Source organism: Streptomyces huasconensis, from assembly GCF_021028635.1.
GTDB lineage: Bacteria > Actinomycetota > Actinomycetes > Streptomycetales > Streptomycetaceae > Streptomyces > Streptomyces huasconensis.
Genome location: NZ_CP086119.1, coordinates 5,381,921 through 5,396,098 on the forward strand (window position 1 = coordinate 5,381,921; position 14,178 = coordinate 5,396,098).

Genomic DNA, 14,178 nt, shown 5'->3' on the forward strand with positions numbered 1-14,178 from the left:
GGTGTGACTTTGGATGGTTGCTTGACTTAGACAGAGTCCATTGTAGGATCAGGCACGGCATTGGCCAAGGGACAGGACCCGCAGGCTTTGAATACGCAGGAGGCGCACGTGACGCAGGGACCGCTCACCACGGAGGCCGGGGCGCCGGTCGCCGACAACCAGAACAGCGAGACCGCGGGCGCCGGCGGGCCGGTTCTGGTGCAGGACCAGCTGCTGCTGGAGAAGCTCGCCCACTTCAACCGCGAGCGCATCCCGGAGCGCGTCGTGCACGCTCGCGGCGCGGGCGCCTACGGCACCTTCACCGTCACCCGTGACGTCACGCAGTGGACGCGGGCCAAGTTCCTCTCCGAGGTCGGCAAGCAGACCGAGACGTTCCTGCGCTTCTCCACCGTGGCCGGGAACCTCGGCGCGGCCGACGCGGTGCGCGACCCGCGCGGCTGGGCGCTGAAGTTCTACACCGAAGAGGGCAACTACGACCTCGTCGGCAACAACACCCCGGTCTTCTTCATCCGGGACGCCATCAAGTTCCCCGACTTCATCCACACCCAGAAGCGGGACCCGTACACGGGCTCGCAGGAGGCGGACAACGTCTGGGACTTCTGGGGGCTGAGCCCGGAGTCGACGCACCAGGTGACCTGGCTCTTCGGCGACCGCGGCATCCCCGCCTCGTACCGCCACATGGACGGCTTCGGCTCGCACACGTTCCAGTGGAACAACGAGGCCGGTGAGGTCTTCTGGGTCAAGTACCACTTCAAGACCGACCAGGGCATCAAGAACCTCACCCAGGCCGAGGCCAACAAGCTCGCCGGTGAGGACCCCGACTCCCACCAGCGCGACCTGCGCGAGGCCATCGAGCGGGGCGAGTACCCGACCTGGACCGTGGGCGTGCAGATCATGCCGGCGGCCGAGGCGGCGACGTACCGCTTCAACCCGTTCGACCTCACCAAGGTGTGGCCGCACGCGGACTACCCGGTCATCGAGATCGGCAAGCTGGAGCTCAACCGCAACCCGGAGAACGTCTTCGCCGAGGTCGAGCAGGCCATCTTCAGCCCCGCCCACTTCGTGCCGGGCATCGGTCCCTCCCCGGACAAGATGCTCCAGGGCCGCCTCTTCGCGTACGGCGACGCCCACCGCTACCGCGTCGGCATCAACGCCGACCACCTGCCGGTGAACCGCCCGCACGCCACCGAGGCGCGCACCCACTCCCGTGACGGCTTCCTGTACGACGGCCGCCACAAGGGCGCGAAGAACTACGAGCCGAACAGCTTCGGCGGACCGTTCCAGACGGACCGGCCGCTGTGGGGGTCCGTCCCGGTCACGGGCGGCACCGGAACCCACGAGACGCCGCGGCACGCCGAGGACAACGACTTCGTGCAGGCGGGCAACCTCTACCGCCTGATGACCGAGGACGAGAAGAACCGCCTGATCGAGAACCTGTCGGGCTTCATCGCCAAGGTCTCGCGCGACGAGATCGCCGAGCGCGCGATCAACAACTTCCGCCAGGCGGACGGCGACTTCGGCAAGCGGCTGGAGGCCGCGGTCCAGGCCCTGCGCGGCTGACCAGTACCACTTGTCGTCGAGACGGCGGGCCGGAACCCCTCGGGGTCCGGCCCGTCGCCGTTCTCCGGCTCCCGCCGACCGCTGGGCGACCGCTCAGACCGCCAGCTCCTGGGCCGCCGCGCGCCGGACCGGGGCCCAGCACCGGATGATGTCGCGGACCGAGACGATGCCCGTGGGCTCGCCCGCCTCCAGCACGATCAGGTGCCGGAAGCCGCCGTGCGCCATGGCGTCCGCCGCGTCCTCCAGGGTCCACGCCGGGGTGGCGAAGACGACGTCGGTCGTGGTGTGGGCGCCCGCGGTCTCGGTGTCCGGACTCTGGCCGAGGGCCACGGAGTTGAGGACGTCGCGCTCGGTCAGAATCCCCAGCCCGCAGGTGTCGGGGTCGAGGACGACGGCGGCGCCGACACGGCGCTCGGACATCAGCCTGGCCGCCTGGCGCAGGGTGTGGGTCGGGCCGATGGTCAGGACCACCGTGCTCATGGCGTCGCGGACGAGCATGGGCGTGAGCCACCTCCTTGGTGAATCCACGGTCTCCCGGTGGGCGAAGGATTGCCTCCGCTCCCTGCTTGGAGAAAGGATTCACAAGTTCACAAGTGGGGGGACTCTCAATGTCGCAGCCGGAGCGGAGCCCAACAAGGGGGCGTGCGAGGTCAGTTCGGGGTGCGCGAGGGGAACATCCGCACGGGGGAGGGTCAGTAGCGCTGGTTCAGATAACCCAGCAGTTCGTCGTGGAGCAGGCCGTTCGACGCCGCGGCGTTGCCGCTGTGCGGGCCCGGCCTGCCGTCGAGGCCGGTGAAGCTGCCGCCCGCCTCGGTGACCACGATCGCGGGCGCCGCCATGTCCCAGAGCGACAGCTCGGGCTCCGCGCAGAGGTCGACCGCGCCCTCCGCCACCATCATGTACGGCCAGAAGTCGCCGTAGCCCCGCGTCCGCCACACCGCCCGCGTGAGGTCCAGGAAGCCGTCCAGGCGGCCCTGTTCCTCCCACCCCGAGAGCGAGGAGTACGCCAGGGACGCGTCCGAGAGCCGGGAGACCTTCGAGACGTGCAGCCGGGTCGCCGAGGTGAGGCTGCGCCCCGTGTAGGCGCCGCCGCCCTTCGCCGCCCACCAGCGGCGGCCGAGCGCGGGCGCGGAGACGACGCCGACCACCGGCTGGTAGCCCCCCTCGACCGCTTCCATCAGGGAGATGAGCGTGGCCCAGACCGGGACACCGCGTACGTAGTTCTTGGTGCCGTCGATCGGGTCGATCACCCAGCGGCGCGGTCCCGTGCCCTCGACGCCGTACTCCTCGCCGAGGATCGCGTCCCGCGGCCTCGCGCGCTGGAGCTGGGAGCGGATCAGCTCCTCGGCCGCCTTGTCGGCCTCGCTCACCGGCGTCATGTCCGGCTTGGTCTCCACCTTGAGGTCGAGAGCCTTGAACCGGCCCATGGTCTGGGCGTCGGCGGCGTCCGCGAGGACGTGGGCGAGACGCAGATCATCGTGGTAGTCGGGCATGGGTGAACAGTATCGATCTCCCTCCCCCCGAGCCACAGCGCCATATCGCACGCCCTTGCGCGGGCTCACGCCGGAGCCCTTGACAGTGCATCCGAGCGCGTCAACCCTGGCAGCCGGAACCGCGTCGGCCCGGGGAGGCGACGATGCCAGCACGGGAATCCTTACTGGACGCGGCCGGCGCGGCGCTCGCCCGGCGCCCCTGGTCGCGGGTGCGCATGGTCGACGTCGCGGCCGGCGCCGGGTTCTCCCGGCAGACCCTCTACAACGAGTTCGGCAGCAAGGAAGGCCTGGCGCGCGCCCTGCTGCGCCGCGAGACCGACGGTTACCTGCGCGGAGTCGACCGCGCGCTCGCCCAGGAGCGCGAGCCGGCCGAGCGGCTGGCCGCCGTGGCCGCCTGGACAGTGGGCGCCGCGCGCGCCAACGCCCTGGTGCGGGCCGCGCTCACCGGCTGCTGGAGCGAACGGCTGCCCGTGCCGAGCAGGGTCGCCGGGTCCACGTCGTCGGTGCCCGCGCAGCGCCGGGCGGACGCGGGGACGCCGTCGTCGGCGGAGCTGCTCGGGCTGGTACGGGACCGAGCGGTGGCCGCGCTCGGCGGCCGGGGCCGGGGCGGGGACCCGGAGCTGGCCCTGGCCTGCGAGAGCGCCCTTCGCCTCGCCCTGTCCTACATCGTCGCGCCCGCCCGGGACGACGACGACCCCGCGGAGCTGGTCCGCGGGGCCATAGGGCGGTGGGTGGCGGGGCGGTGAGCGCGCGGTGCGCTCAGTGCGCCGAGCCGGACAGCTGGAGTCCCACCACACCGATGATGACGAACGAGATCGAGACGATCTTGAGCGTGGAGACCAGGTCACCGAGGAAGATCATGCCGTAGATCGCGGTGCCCGCCGCGCCGATGCCGGTCCAGACCGCGTACGCCGGCCCGACGTCCAGCTTCTTCAGCGCCAGCGTGAGCAGGCCGAAGCTGCCGAGTGCGAAGCAGGCGAACGCGATCGTCGGCCAGAGCCTGGTGAAGCCGTGCGAGAGCTTCAGACAGACCGCGAAGCCGGTCTCCAGAATCCCCGCCACGATGACCAGCAGCCACGCCATGTGTCCCCTGCCTCCCGCACTCGTCCACGTTCCGCGACCGCTTCGCCCGGCTCGGCCCGATCGACCCGGCTTGGTGCGATTATGCATTTACCTGCGCCACGGGGGGCGCAAACAACGGGGAGGTCATCGCGGCGACCGGCAGATCAGTCGTCCTCGCGCCGCTCGCGCGTGGCCAGCAGCCGGCGCAGGGAGTACAGGCGCTGCGGGTCCGCGTGGCCGTCGGCGACCCAGGCGTCCAGCGCGCAGTCCTTCTCGTCGTGGCTGCACCCGCGCGGGCAGTCCACCGTCCCCGGCTCCAGGTCGGGGAAGGCGAGGATGACGCGCGACGGGTCGACGTGGTTGAGGCCGAAGGACCGCACGCCAGGGGTGTCGATCACCCAGCCGCCCACATCCGCCAGCGGCAGCGCGAGCGCGGAAGTGGTGGTGTGCCTGCCGCGGCCCGTGACCGCGTTGACGTGGCCCGTCGTACGCCGCCGCTCCTCGGGCACCAGCGCGTTCACCAGCGTGGTCTTGCCGACCCCGGAGTGCCCGACGAAGGCCGTGATCTTGCCGTCGAGCAGTTCGTGCACCCGGGCCAGCTCGGCGCCGTCGGTGAACTCCTCGCGGCTGGTGACCACGTAGGGGATGTCGAGGGTGGCGTACGTCTCCAGGATCTTGTCGGCCGACGCCAGGTCCGACTTGGTCAGCACGAGGATCGGTTCGAGGCCGCCGTCGTACGCCGCCACGACGCACCGGTCGATCAGCCGCGGGCGCGGCTCCGGGTCGGCGAGGGCGGTGACGATGGCGAGCTGGTCGGCGTTGGCGACGACCACCCGCTCGTAGGGGTCGTCGTCGTCGGCGGTGCGCCGCAGGACGGAGGTGCGCTCGCCGATCCGCACGATGCGCGCGAGGGTGTCCTTCTTGCCGGACAGGTCCCCGACCACCGCGACCCGGTCGCCCACCACGGCGGCCTTGCGGCCCAGCTCGCGGGCCTTCATGGCCATCACGATCCGGTCGTCGACCAGGACGGTGAGCCGCCCGCGGTCGACGGTGAGGACCATGCCCTCGGCGGCGTCCTCGTGCTTGGGCCTGATGTGGGTGCGGGGGCGGTTGCCCTTGCGGTTGGGGCGGACGCGGATGTCGTCCTCGTCGGGGTTCTTGCCGTAGCGGCGCATGTTCTCGTTCCGCCCGTCAGTTCCCGAGCATCCCGGTCCAGAGTTCGGGGAAGTCCGGGAGGGTCTTCGCCGTCGTCGCGACGTTCTCGATCTGTACGCCGGCCACCGCGAGGCCGATGATCGCGCCCGCGGTCGCCATGCGGTGGTCGTCGTAGGTGTGGAAGACACCGCCGTGCAGCGGGCGCGGGCGGATGTGCAGGCCGTCGGCGGTCTCGGTGACGTCACCGCCGAGTTCGTTGATCTCCTTGGTGAGCGCGGCGAGCCGGTCCGTCTCGTGGAGGCGCAGGTGGGCGACGCCGCGCAGCGTCGAGGGGGAGTCCGCGAGAGCCGCGACGGCCGCGATGCCGGGGGTCAGCTCGCCGACCTCGCTCAGGTCCACGTCGAGGCCGTGGATCGAGCCGGAGCCGGTGAACACCAGGCCCCGCTCGGTCAGTTCGCAGGAGCCGCCCATCTCCGTGAAGATCTGGCGGAGCGCGTCGCCGGGCTGCGTGGTGTGCGCGGGCCAGTCCGGGATGGTGACCGTGCCGCCGGTGACCAGGGCCGCGGCGAGGAACGGCTGGGCGTTGGAGAGGTCGGGCTCGATGGTCAGGTCGCGGCCGAGGAGCGCGCCGGGGGTGACCCGCCAGACGTTCGGCTCGCCGCCCGCCTCGGGGGTGTCCACCTGGGCGCCGGCCGAGCGCAGCATGTCGACCGTCATCCGGATGTGCGGCATGGAGGGCAGCGGACCGCCCACGTGCCGGACCTCCACGCCCTGGTTGAAGCGCGGGCCCGACAGCAGCAGGGCGCTGACGAACTGGGAGGACGACGAGGCGTCGATCTCGACCGGGCCGCCGTCCAGGGCCCCGGCGCCGTGCACGGTCAGCGGCAGCGCGCCCGGGCTGCCGAGCGAGGTGTCGTCGATGCGGGCGCCGAGCACCCGCAGGGCGTCGATCACACCGGTCAGGGGGCGCTCGTACGAACGGGGATCGCCGTCGAAGCGGATCGGGCCGTCGGCGAGGGCGGCGACCGGGGGCAGGAAGCGCATGACCGTGCCGGCGTTGCCGACGTCGACCGTGGCCGGGCCGCGCAGGCCCGAGGGGATCACGCGCCAGGCCTCACCGGTGGCGTCGGGGCCGCCCGCGACGGAGGAGCTGGACGACACCGTCTCCTCGATGCCGACGCCCATCGCGCGCAGGGCGCCCGCCATCAGCAGGGTGTCGCGGGAGCGCAGCGGGCGGCGCAGCCAGCCCGGCTCGGCGGCGAGGGAGGCGAGGACGAGCGCGCGGTTGGTGACCGACTTCGAACCGGGGACGTGGACCGTCGCGGTGACGGCTCCGCTTGCGTGCGGGGCGGGCCAGAGGGCGGTGTGCGCCGGGGTTTCGGTCATGCCCTCACTTTAGTGGCTGCCGCGGACCCCGCTCAGACGGTGAGCAGCCAGCGTGCCCCGCCCATCAGGGAGCAGAGCGAGACGGCGTGGAAGAGGAAGAGCCACAGCCCGGCGGGGACGTGGGTGAGCCGCGACAGCTGGTCCGCGTCCGAGTCGCCCGCGCCCCCGTGCCGGCGTTTGGCCTGGAGTTCGAAGGCGGGCCGGACACCGCCGAGGAGCAGGAACCACACCACCGCGTACGCGAACGCCGCCTGCACGTCGGTCTCGGCCAGCCAGGACACCAGGAGGAAGGTCCCGCCGGTCAGGACGACCGTCAGGGCGCCGTACGCGTTACGGATCATCACCAGCATCGCGACGAGCAGCGCGGTGGCGATCCACAGCAGGGCCGTGATGCGCCCCGAGGAGAGCAGGGCGGCGCCGCCGAGGCCGAGCAGCGGGGGCGCGGTGTAGCCGGCCGCCGCGGTCAGGATCATGCCGAGCCCGGTGGGCCGGCCGCGCGAGACGGTCAGGCCCGAGGTGTCGGAGTGCAGCCGTATGCCGTCCAGGCGGCGCCCGGTGAGCAGCGCGACCAGGCCGTGGCCGCCCTCGTGGGCGATGGTGATGGCGTTGCGGGCCAGGCGCCAGGCGCCGTGCGGGACGACGACGGCGAGCGCGACGACGCCGGCCGCGATCACCAGCCACTGCTCGGGCGCGGACTGGGTGCCGAAGACGCGGTCCCAGAGGCCGGCCAGGCCGGCGTCGGCGGTGCTGTACATGGTCGGAACCGGCTCCTCTGGGGGACGGGGTCGTGGCAGTCTGGCACGTATGTGCGGACGGTATGCATCGAGTCGTAGGCCCGAGGACCTCGCGGGGATCTTCGAGATCCAGAAGTGGGAGGAGCCGGAGGAGGAACTCGCCCCCGATTACAACGTGGCCCCCACCAAAGAGGTCTACGCGGTCCTCGACCGTCCACTGAAAGACGCCGAGGACCCGGCTCCGGTTCGCCAGCTGCGCACCCTGAAATGGGGCCTCGTCCCGTCCTGGTCCAAGACGCCCGAGGGCGGCGCGCGGATGATCAACGCCCGCGCCGAGACCGTCCACGAGAAGCCCTCCTACCGCCGCGCCTTCGCCGCGCGCCGCTGCCTCCTGCCCGCCGACGGCTATTACGAGTGGGTGACCGCGCCCGAGGAACGGCAGCTGGAGGTCGAGGGCAAGAAGAAGCGGTCCCGCAAGCAGCCGTACTTCGTGACCCCGGCCGACGGCTCCGTCTTCGCCATGGCGGGCCTCTACGAGTTCTGGCGGGACAAGACCCTGCCCGACGAGCACCCCCTCGCCTGGTGGGTGACCTGCACGGTGATCACCACGGAGGCCGAGACCACCCCGCTGGCCGTCGCCCCCGCCGAGGGCCCGCGCTCGCTCGCCGACATCCACCCGCGGATGCCGCTGATGCTCACCCCCGACCGCTGGGACGCCTGGCTCGACCCGTCCCGCACGGACGTCGAGGAGCTGCGCCCCCTCCTGGCGCCGCCCCCGGCCGGGCTGATGCGCGCCTACCCCGTGTCGACGGCGGTCAGCAACGTACGCAACAACGGCCCGGAGCTGCTCAAGGAGCTGGACGGCCCCGAAGAGGGCACACTCTTCTGACGTGACGCACGAAACACACCCGCCCCAGAGCGACATCGTGGAGACCGGCGCCGGTGAGGCGCGGATCACCTGGCACCCGGCGCGGAAGAAGGCCCGCCTCCTGCTGGCCGTCGGCCACGGCGCGGGCGGCGGCATCGAGGCCCGCGACCTCCAGGCCCTCGCCGCCGCGCTGCCCGCGCACGGCGTGAGCGTCGCCCTCGTCGAGCAGCCCTGGCGCGTCGCGGGCAAGAAGCTGGCGCCCGCGCCGAAGACGCTCGACGTGGGGTGGCGCGGGATCTGGCCCGCCCTGGAGAAGAAGGGGCTCCCGGTCGTCTCCGGAGGCCGCAGCGCGGGCGCGCGCGTGGCCTGCCGCACCGCCGCGGAGCTGGGCGCCGCCGCCGTCCTCGCGCTCTCCTTTCCCCTGCACCCCCCGGGGAAGCCCGAGAAGTCCCGCGCCGACGAACTGCTCGGCGCCGGGGTGCCGACCCTCGTCGTGCAGGGCGGCAACGACCCCTTCGGGAAGCCCGCCGAGTTCCCCGAGGGGACGTACGAACTGCTCGAAGTGCCCTTCGGCGATCACGGTTTCAAGGTGCCGAAGAAGGCGGGGCCGTCCCAGGAGGACGCCATGACGGTCATCACGGACGGCGTCACACGGTGGGCGGGAATGCTGGACGCGTGACCCCTGTTGTCGCGAACAGACGGTGAACGCCGTCGCAGACGTGTTCGTACGAGAGGGAGTCCGCCGCATGGGTTCGACCATCTGCCCGAACCGCTCCAGCGCCGCTGACCTGGAGTGGACGGTCTTGAGCGCACCCAAAACCGCAACTATTCGGGCGGCGCGCGGAGTGGATCGTCGTCTATCCTCCGATTCGAGTGGGGCTGCTTTCGGCCTCGCCACGTCGTTGGAGGAGGTGGGTCCGGTCACTGGGACCGACGCAGGGACCGAGCACGGCCAGGCGGAGCGCCCGGAAGAGGGTTCGGAGACGGCCGCGGAGCGCACGGCCCGCTTCGAGCGGGACGCGCTGACGTTCCTCGACCAGATGTACTCCGCGGCGCTGCGCATGACGCGCAACCCGGCGGACGCGGAGGACCTGGTCCAGGAGACCTACGCGAAGGCGTACGCGTCGTTCCACCAGTTCCGCGAGGGGACCAACCTCAAGGCGTGGCTGTACCGCATCCTCACGAACACGTTCATCAACTCGTACCGCAAGAAGCAGCGCGAACCCCAGCGCAGTGCCGCCGAGGAGATCGAGGACTGGCAGCTCGCGCGCGCCGAGTCGCACATGTCCACCGGTCTGCGCTCCGCCGAGTCGCAGGCGCTGGACCACCTGCCCGACTCGGACGTGAAGCAGGCGCTCCAGGCGATCCCCGAGGAATTCCGCATCGCCGTCTATCTGGCCGATGTCGAGGGCTTTGCGTACAAGGAGATCGCGGACATCATGGGGACACCCATCGGTACGGTGATGTCCCGGCTGCACCGGGGCCGCCGCCAACTGCGCGGCATGCTGGAGGACTACGCCCGTGAGCGCGGGCTCGTCCCGGCGGGTGCCGGAGAGTCGAACGGAACGAAAGGCTCGGGCTCATGAGCTGCGGAGAGCCGCACGAGACTGACTGCAGTGAAGTCCTGGACCACCTCTATGAGTTCCTGGACCACGAGATGCCGGACAGCGACTGCACCAAGTTCGAGACGCACTTCGAGGAGTGCTCGCCGTGCCTGGAGAAGTACGGCCTGGAGCAGGCCGTGAAGAAGCTGGTGAAGCGCTGCTGCGGCCAGGACGACGTCCCCATCGACCTGCGGGCCAAGGTGATGGGACGCATCGACCTCATCCGCTCCGGTCAGTCGGTGCCCGACCAGGACGTCACGCAGGACGCCGCACCGGGTGTGACGCCCTCGGAGGCGTGAACCTGGCGGGTCCCACCGCCGGTTGAGAAGGAGAGCAGGTCGCGCATGATGCGGCCTGCTCTTTTTCCGTGCCCCGTTTCTCCCCGCCGTCACTCGAATGTGCTAATTCGCCGCCGTCGGGCACTGGCCGCCGAGCCGCCGCTCTAGTCTCCGGACCTGGGTCTTGCGAGCTGGAACGGGGAGGAGAACTCCATGCGGTCGGTGCCGGCGCGGGCCCGCCTGTACATCCTGTGCGTCGCCCTGGCGGGCGCCGCCTGCGCCGCGCCCGCGCTGAACGCACGCACCCCCTGGCCCGCCGTCGCGCTCCTCGCGGTGCTCTGCGCCGGGTGCGAACAGAGCGCCCTGCCGCGCGGCCGCACGCGCGGCCTCGGCACCTTCTACCCCGTGCTGCTCGCCGCGGTCTTCCTGCTGCCGCCCGCGGCCGCCGCCCTCGTCGCCGTGCCGGGCGCGCTGCTCGCCCGCGTCGACCGCCGCCCCCACGGGATACGCCGCCTCTGGCGCGCCGCCCGGCTCGCCCCGGCCTGCTGGGCGGCGGCGCGGGTCCACGCGGCGCTCGGCGGGCCCGCCGCCGGTGCCGGGCCCGACTTCCCGCACGTCCTGTGGCCCGCGGGAGCCGCCGTGCTCGCCTTCTGCGCCGTGCTCGCCGTGCTGGACGGCGGGATCTTGGCGACCGCCGAGCGGGTGCCCGCCCGGGCGGCATGGCGGGGCCTTTTCACCCGCTCGCTCGCACCCGTGGCGGTGCACGGCCTGGCCGGACTGATGATGGCCATCCTGTGGACCAGCCCCTACGGCCCCCCGGCCGCGCTGCTCGTACTGCTGCCCATGGGCGTCTCCTGCTGGGCCTTCGCGCAGTACCACCGCGAGCGGGCCGCCCACCAGGCCACCATCCGGGCGCTCGTCCAGGCCGTCGACCTCAAGGACAAGTACACCCGGGGCCACAGCGAGCGCGTCGGCCGCGCCTCGGTGATGATCGCGCGCGAGCTGGGCATGGACGACGAGCGCGTCGAGGTCCTGCGGTTCGCGGGCATCCTGCACGACGTCGGCAAACTCGGCGTGCCCACCCGCCTGCTGCGCAAGGACGGCCCCCTGACACCCGAGGAGCGGCGCGTCATCGAGCTCCATCCCGAGTACGGGCACGAGATGGTGCGCGGCATCGGCTTCCTCGGCGAGGCACGCGCGGCAATCCTCCACCACCACGAGCGGATCGACGGCAGCGGATATCCCTACGGGCTCGCCGGACGGCAGATCCCGGAGTGCGCCCGCGTGGTGGCCGTGGCCGACGCCTTCGACGCGATGACGTCCACCCGGTCCTATCGCCGGGCACGACCGGTGTCCGCCGCCCTGGAGGAGCTGGCCCGGTGCGCGGGGGCGCACTTCGACCCGGTGATGGTCGCCGCGCTGACCCGTGCGCTGGCCCGCGACGGGTGGCACCCCGAGGTCACGTCGGACGTTTCGCGCCGTGCGCCGGAGCACGCCCCTGACCAGGGCGGAAACGTACCTTCTGCGCGGACCGCCGCCACGCCCGCCGGGCGCGGACCGGCCGCCCCGTGACCGCCCCCGGCGCCCGGCGCCCGCTCACCCGCGCGGAACGCCTGCCCGTGACCGCGGCCCACGCGGTGGCCGGGCTGCTCGCCGCCGTCTCGCTCGGCTGGACCCTGTGGCACGGCGTCGCCGAACGGCCGGTCGCCCTCGCCTTCGGGGCGCTGATCACCCTCGGTGAACTGGCCCGGTGGGGGAGCGGGAAGGGGCGTGAGCCCGCGCCGCTCGGCGCCGCGGGAGCCCTGGCGTACGCCCTGCTCGGGCAGAACGCCGGGACGGCCACGCACCACGGCGTGCTCCAGGTGATCGCCGTGGTCGTCGCGGCCGCCCTCGTGGGGGCGGTGCCGCACGTCGCGCTCGGCCGGGGGCCCACGGCCGACCACATGGCGCGGCGCGTGCTGACCGTCGCGTTCGCCGCCGCCTGCTTCCAACCCCTCTACAACGCGGGCAAGTTGGAGGGCTGGGTCGGCCACGGCCCCTGGTACGCGCTCTTCATCGTCGTCCTGCTCGGCCTCACCGCGCTCTGTGACGCCGTCCTCGCCGCCGCGCTGGCGCACGCCCGCACCCGCTGGCCGTTCGGGCCGCTGCTCCGCGACGAGCTGCGGGCCATGCCCGGCATCGGCTCGGCCGTCTGCGCCACGGGGGCCGTGATGGCGCTCGCCGTGGCCGTGGCGGGGCTCTGGGCGCTGCCCGTGTTCAGCCTCCCGCTGCTGCTCACCCAGCTCGCCTTCCGGCGCTACGCGGCGGTGCGGGCCACCTACCGGCAGACCATCGCGTCGCTGGCCCGGGCCACGGAGATCGCCGGGTACACCCCGCAGGGCCACGCCCACCGCGTCGCAGGCCTCAGCCGGGCCGTCGGGCGTGACCTGGGGCTCAGCGGGCCGGACCTCACCGTCCTCGAGTACGCGGCCCTGATGCACGACATCGGCCAGCTCTCCCTCGTCGACCCCGTGCCCGAGGGCGCCACCGCCGCCCTGCCCGAGGCGCAGCAGCGCCGCATAGCCCTGCTCGGCGGCGCCGTCGTCCGGCAGACCGGGGTGGACTCCGCGGTCGCCGTGGTGGTGGAGCGCCAGGCCGACCCGTACCGCGATCAGCCGCTCACCGCGCGAATTGTGCGCACCGCGAACGCGTACGACGAGATGGCGCGGGGAGAAGGACCCTCAGGGGCGCTCGGCGGCCCGCTCAACGCCCTGGAGAGGCTGCGGCTGGCCACGGGCCACGACTACCAGCCCGAAGTCGTGGAGTCCCTGGCGAGGGTGGTGTCGCGGGGCGGCCTTAGCTCTCCCCCGGCTGGGTAACCCATGGGTAATGAGCGGTCGTCCGACCGTACGTGGTTGGATGCGAAGAAGAGGAAGACGAGGGTGCGCGGGGGCATCGACCCGACGCCGCGCCTTCGAGGACGGGACTTCCGGCACATCGTGACAGGCGGGAATCAGGCGGGAATCGTGAGGATCTTCGGCAAGGGACGGCACCGGCCCTCCGCCTCATGGCGGCAGGCGACCGACCGCGCCTTCACGCTGATCGGCGACGGCCGGTACGAGGACGCGGGAGCGCTGCTCACGCGCGCGGCGGATCTCGAACCCTGGCTGTCCGAGTCCTGGTTCAACCTCGCGCTGCTGCACAAGTTCCGGCACGACTGGGAGCAGGCGCGGGCCGCGGGGCTGCGTGCCGTCGCGCTCCTGGACCGCTCGGCGGGCGCCCCGGACTGGTGGAACGTCGGCATCGCGGCGACCGCGCTCCAGGACTGGCCGCTGGCCCGCCGCGCCTGGCAGGCGTACGGGCTGCGGGTGCCCGGTGGCGTGGCGGCGTCCGGTGAGCCCTCGGGCATGGAGCTTGGCAGCGCGGCCGTGCGGCTCTCCCCGGAGGGCGAGGCCGAGGTGGTGTGGGGCCGCAGGCTGGACCCCGCGCGCATCGAGGTGCTGTCCATTCCGCTGCCCTCCTCCGGGCGCCGCTGGGGCGAGGTCGTGCTGCACGACGGCGTCCCGCACGGCGAGCGGACGACGGCGGCCGGACACTCGTACCCCGTGTTCGACGAGATCGAGCTGTGGGCGCCCTCACCCGTGCCGACCTGGGTCGTCCTCCTGGAGGCCGCCACCGAGGACGACCGGGACGCCCTGGAGCGGCTCGCGGCCGACGCGGGCTTCGCCGCCGAGGACTGGTCGTCGTCCGTGCGGCTGCTGTGCCGCATGTGCTCCGAGTCGCGGATGCCGAGCGACGAGGGCGACGGCGAGCACCTGGACCCGCACGACCACAGCGAGCCGGGTCACCCGGGCCCGCTCGGCCACCGCAGCCCCGGCGCGGTCTGGGTGCCGGAGCGCGAGTGCGGCATCGCGGCGCCCGCCGCCCTGGTGCGCGGGCTGCTGGACAGCTGGGTGGCGGACAGTCCGGACTCGCGGGACTGGCGCGACCTCGAAGAGGTCTGCTGACCGGAAGCGGCCACCGGCCTCCCCGGCCCGAAGAGACCGGCCGGCACTTCGC

General features: G+C 72.7%; 15 protein-coding genes. 9 read left to right on the forward strand and 6 right to left on the reverse strand.

From position 1 onward, the window contains the following. The first annotated feature begins 108 nt into the window (after positions 1–108). Positions 109–1,560: a catalase gene (locus J2N69_RS24680; protein WP_127911084.1), complete on the forward strand. Its 1,452-nt coding sequence runs from the start codon at positions 109–111 to the stop codon at positions 1,558–1,560. A gap of 93 nt (positions 1,561–1,653) precedes the next feature. On the opposite strand, the gene J2N69_RS24685 is transcribed toward J2N69_RS24680, so the two are convergent. Both J2N69_RS24685 and hisN read right to left on the reverse strand, forming a co-directional pair. Then, positions 1,654–2,058 carry a CBS domain-containing protein gene (locus J2N69_RS24685; RefSeq protein ID WP_230902672.1) on the reverse strand — a complete coding sequence of 135 codons (405 nt, stop codon included), beginning with the start codon at positions 2,056–2,058 and terminating at the stop codon, positions 1,654–1,656. Between the two features lie 194 nt (positions 2,059–2,252). Further along, entirely contained in the window at positions 2,253–3,053 is an 801-nt protein-coding gene (gene hisN / locus J2N69_RS24690) for a histidinol-phosphatase (RefSeq protein ID WP_127911082.1), read from the reverse strand. A 143-nt stretch (positions 3,054–3,196) separates the two neighbouring features. On the opposite strand from hisN, the gene J2N69_RS24695 reads away from it, so the two are divergent. Next, positions 3,197–3,799 (forward strand): TetR/AcrR family transcriptional regulator, encoded by a 603-nt coding sequence (locus J2N69_RS24695; RefSeq protein WP_230902673.1) that lies wholly within the window; start codon positions 3,197–3,199, stop codon positions 3,797–3,799. A 13-nt stretch (positions 3,800–3,812) separates the two neighbouring features. Here the strand turns inward: J2N69_RS24695 and J2N69_RS24700 are convergent, their stop codons facing one another. The 4 genes from J2N69_RS24700 to J2N69_RS24715 form a co-directional block, all read right to left on the reverse strand. Next, a complete protein-coding gene (locus J2N69_RS24700) occupies positions 3,813–4,136 on the reverse strand; it encodes a DMT family transporter (protein WP_127911081.1) in 324 nt (107 codons plus the stop codon). A gap of 143 nt (positions 4,137–4,279) precedes the next feature. Then, on the reverse strand, positions 4,280–5,290 hold the full coding sequence (rsgA, locus tag J2N69_RS24705) for a ribosome small subunit-dependent GTPase A (RefSeq protein WP_127911080.1): 1,011 nt from the start codon (positions 5,288–5,290) through the stop codon (positions 4,280–4,282). 16 nt (positions 5,291–5,306) lie between these two features. After that, entirely contained in the window at positions 5,307–6,656 is a 1,350-nt protein-coding gene (gene aroA, locus J2N69_RS24710) for a 3-phosphoshikimate 1-carboxyvinyltransferase (RefSeq protein ID WP_230902674.1), read from the reverse strand. A gap of 32 nt (positions 6,657–6,688) precedes the next feature. Then, positions 6,689–7,411 (reverse strand): M50 family metallopeptidase, encoded by a 723-nt coding sequence (locus tag J2N69_RS24715; RefSeq protein WP_230902675.1) that lies wholly within the window; start codon positions 7,409–7,411, stop codon positions 6,689–6,691. A gap of 49 nt (positions 7,412–7,460) precedes the next feature. Here J2N69_RS24715 and J2N69_RS24720 point away from each other — a divergent pair, with 49 nt between their 5' ends. The 7 genes from J2N69_RS24720 to J2N69_RS24750 all read left to right on the forward strand — a co-directional run bounded on the left by J2N69_RS24720 (position 7,461) and on the right by J2N69_RS24750 (position 14,126). Next, the gene (locus tag J2N69_RS24720) at positions 7,461–8,279 is read left to right on the forward strand and encodes an SOS response-associated peptidase (RefSeq protein WP_230902676.1); all 819 of its coding nucleotides are present in this window, start codon (positions 7,461–7,463) and stop codon (positions 8,277–8,279) included. 1 nt (position 8,280) lies between these two features. After that, the gene (locus tag J2N69_RS24725) at positions 8,281–8,937 is read left to right on the forward strand and encodes an alpha/beta hydrolase family protein (RefSeq protein WP_230902677.1); all 657 of its coding nucleotides are present in this window, start codon (positions 8,281–8,283) and stop codon (positions 8,935–8,937) included. A 232-nt stretch (positions 8,938–9,169) separates the two neighbouring features. Next, on the forward strand, positions 9,170–9,844 hold the full coding sequence (gene sigR / locus J2N69_RS24730; protein ID WP_030780923.1) for an RNA polymerase sigma factor SigR: 675 nt from the start codon (positions 9,170–9,172) through the stop codon (positions 9,842–9,844). Beyond that, positions 9,841–10,161 carry a mycothiol system anti-sigma-R factor gene (gene rsrA, locus J2N69_RS24735; RefSeq protein WP_230902678.1) on the forward strand — a complete coding sequence of 107 codons (321 nt, stop codon included), beginning with the start codon at positions 9,841–9,843 and terminating at the stop codon, positions 10,159–10,161. Before sigR ends, rsrA begins: the two co-directional genes overlap by 4 nt. A gap of 192 nt (positions 10,162–10,353) precedes the next feature. Then, complete coding sequence (locus tag J2N69_RS24740) at positions 10,354–11,712, forward strand: HD-GYP domain-containing protein (protein ID WP_230902679.1); 1,359 nt, start codon at positions 10,354–10,356, stop codon at positions 11,710–11,712. Continuing rightward, positions 11,709–12,998: an HD-GYP domain-containing protein gene (locus J2N69_RS24745; RefSeq protein ID WP_408056787.1), complete on the forward strand. Its 1,290-nt coding sequence runs from the start codon at positions 11,709–11,711 to the stop codon at positions 12,996–12,998. Before J2N69_RS24740 ends, J2N69_RS24745 begins: the two co-directional genes overlap by 4 nt. Before the next feature lie 147 nt (positions 12,999–13,145). Continuing rightward, positions 13,146–14,126, forward strand: coding sequence for a tetratricopeptide repeat protein (locus J2N69_RS24750; protein ID WP_230902680.1), 981 nt, complete (start codon positions 13,146–13,148; stop codon positions 14,124–14,126). The last annotated feature ends 52 nt before the right edge of the window (positions 14,127–14,178 follow it).

What these genes read in the sequence shown, in the direction of transcription:
- J2N69_RS24685 (WP_230902672.1), bottom strand. Translation starts at nt 2,058, where the DNA reads ATGCTCGTCCGCGACGCCATGAGCACGGTGGTCCTGACCATCGGCCCG.
- J2N69_RS24715 (WP_230902675.1), bottom strand. Translation starts at nt 7,411, where the DNA reads ATGTACAGCACCGCCGACGCCGGCCTGGCCGGCCTCTGGGACCGCGTC.
- rsgA (WP_127911080.1), bottom strand. Translation starts at nt 5,290, where the DNA reads ATGCGCCGCTACGGCAAGAACCCCGACGAGGACGACATCCGCGTCCGC.
- J2N69_RS24695 (WP_230902673.1), top strand. Translation starts at nt 3,197, where the DNA reads ATGCCAGCACGGGAATCCTTACTGGACGCGGCCGGCGCGGCGCTCGCC.
- J2N69_RS24700 (WP_127911081.1), bottom strand. Translation starts at nt 4,136, where the DNA reads ATGGCGTGGCTGCTGGTCATCGTGGCGGGGATTCTGGAGACCGGCTTC.
- J2N69_RS24740 (WP_230902679.1), top strand. Translation starts at nt 10,354, where the DNA reads ATGCGGTCGGTGCCGGCGCGGGCCCGCCTGTACATCCTGTGCGTCGCC.
- aroA (WP_230902674.1), bottom strand. Translation starts at nt 6,656, where the DNA reads ATGACCGAAACCCCGGCGCACACCGCCCTCTGGCCCGCCCCGCACGCA.
- hisN (WP_127911082.1), bottom strand. Translation starts at nt 3,053, where the DNA reads ATGCCCGACTACCACGATGATCTGCGTCTCGCCCACGTCCTCGCGGAC.
- J2N69_RS24720 (WP_230902676.1), top strand. Translation starts at nt 7,461, where the DNA reads ATGTGCGGACGGTATGCATCGAGTCGTAGGCCCGAGGACCTCGCGGGG.
- rsrA (WP_230902678.1), top strand. Translation starts at nt 9,841, where the DNA reads ATGAGCTGCGGAGAGCCGCACGAGACTGACTGCAGTGAAGTCCTGGAC.